1 protein-coding gene and 1 pseudogene are annotated in these 934 nt (G+C 35.1%); one reads left to right on the top strand and one right to left on the bottom strand.

Annotated elements, in window-relative coordinates; genetic code table 11:
* Positions 1 to 236 (bottom strand): annotated as a pseudogene (locus tag ARSQ2_RS13400) (DUF177 domain-containing protein); the annotation flags it as partial.
* A 216-nt stretch (positions 237 to 452) separates the two neighbouring features.
* Here ARSQ2_RS13400 and ARSQ2_RS11630 point away from each other — a divergent pair.
* A complete protein-coding gene (locus tag ARSQ2_RS11630; protein ID WP_338078300.1) occupies positions 453 to 875 on the top strand; it encodes an IS630 transposase-related protein in 423 nt (140 codons plus the stop codon).
* The last annotated feature ends 59 nt before the right edge of the window (positions 876 to 934 follow it).

The following is a 934-nucleotide window of genomic DNA, read 5'->3' as shown; positions in this document are numbered from 1 at the left end:
TAGCTATACCACAACGTTCACATTTTAACGTGACATTAACATCAGAATCGTCTCTTATGACAACTAAATGTTGATTATCTATTGGAAACGATAGCTCACTAGTTACATCGCTATCTATACTTATTAATGATTCTTCGACACGGAAAACCTGTTCAGGTGAATAATATCCTGAATAATCCAATTTTTTGTGCTGCGCGATGCGCATCAATCGTTAAGGGTAATTTTACCTTTTGCATAAGGCGCGAATATTATCTTTGTGATGAGACATAGTCAAAGGAAAAGGCTGCTTTTGCTTATTTTTCCACCAAATATTCGCTATTTAAGCTCTATTTAGTTTAAAATGTCTCACCTCATTTGGCTATGGATTTTAGATATTTTATGAAATCAATTGTATTCGCGTCAATGTCATCTTCACGTTATCATCTACTACAAAAAATTAGACTTACCTTTTTATTGTTATTGCTGATGCGCCTAATATTATAGCTAAGCGACTTAATTTTGATGACATTATTTATATCAGCTATTCAATTGATTTTAGAAGTAAAGTGATATTTACGATGGAAGAAGAAGGGTTGAGTATCTCAGAAACAGAGAAGAAATTTCGGATTGGCTCTGCATTTGTATCGCGTTGGATTAATCAAATAGAGCCAAAAGCATCGACTACGCTTCAGCGAAAAATCGATAAATCCGAGTTGATAAAAGATGTTGAATATCCAGATGCTTACCAAAAAGAGCGTGCAGAGCGTTTTGCCGTTTGTCAGAAGGCCATTTGGCAAGCTCTTAAAAAAATGGGATTGACCTATAAAAAAACTCTACGTCGTCATCCGAAAGCCGAGGAAAACACTCGACAAACGTTTCAACAAAAAACACTATGAAAAAGAAGGTAAGCATATTGTTTTTATTGATGAAAGTGGTTTTTCACACGATACCCGCG

It is taken from the genome of Arsenophonus endosymbiont of Bemisia tabaci Q2, from assembly GCF_902713415.1.
Classification (GTDB): domain Bacteria; phylum Pseudomonadota; class Gammaproteobacteria; order Enterobacterales; family Enterobacteriaceae; genus Arsenophonus.
Note: the sequence above shows the minus strand (reverse complement) of the source record. Positions and strands in the feature narration are given on the sequence as shown.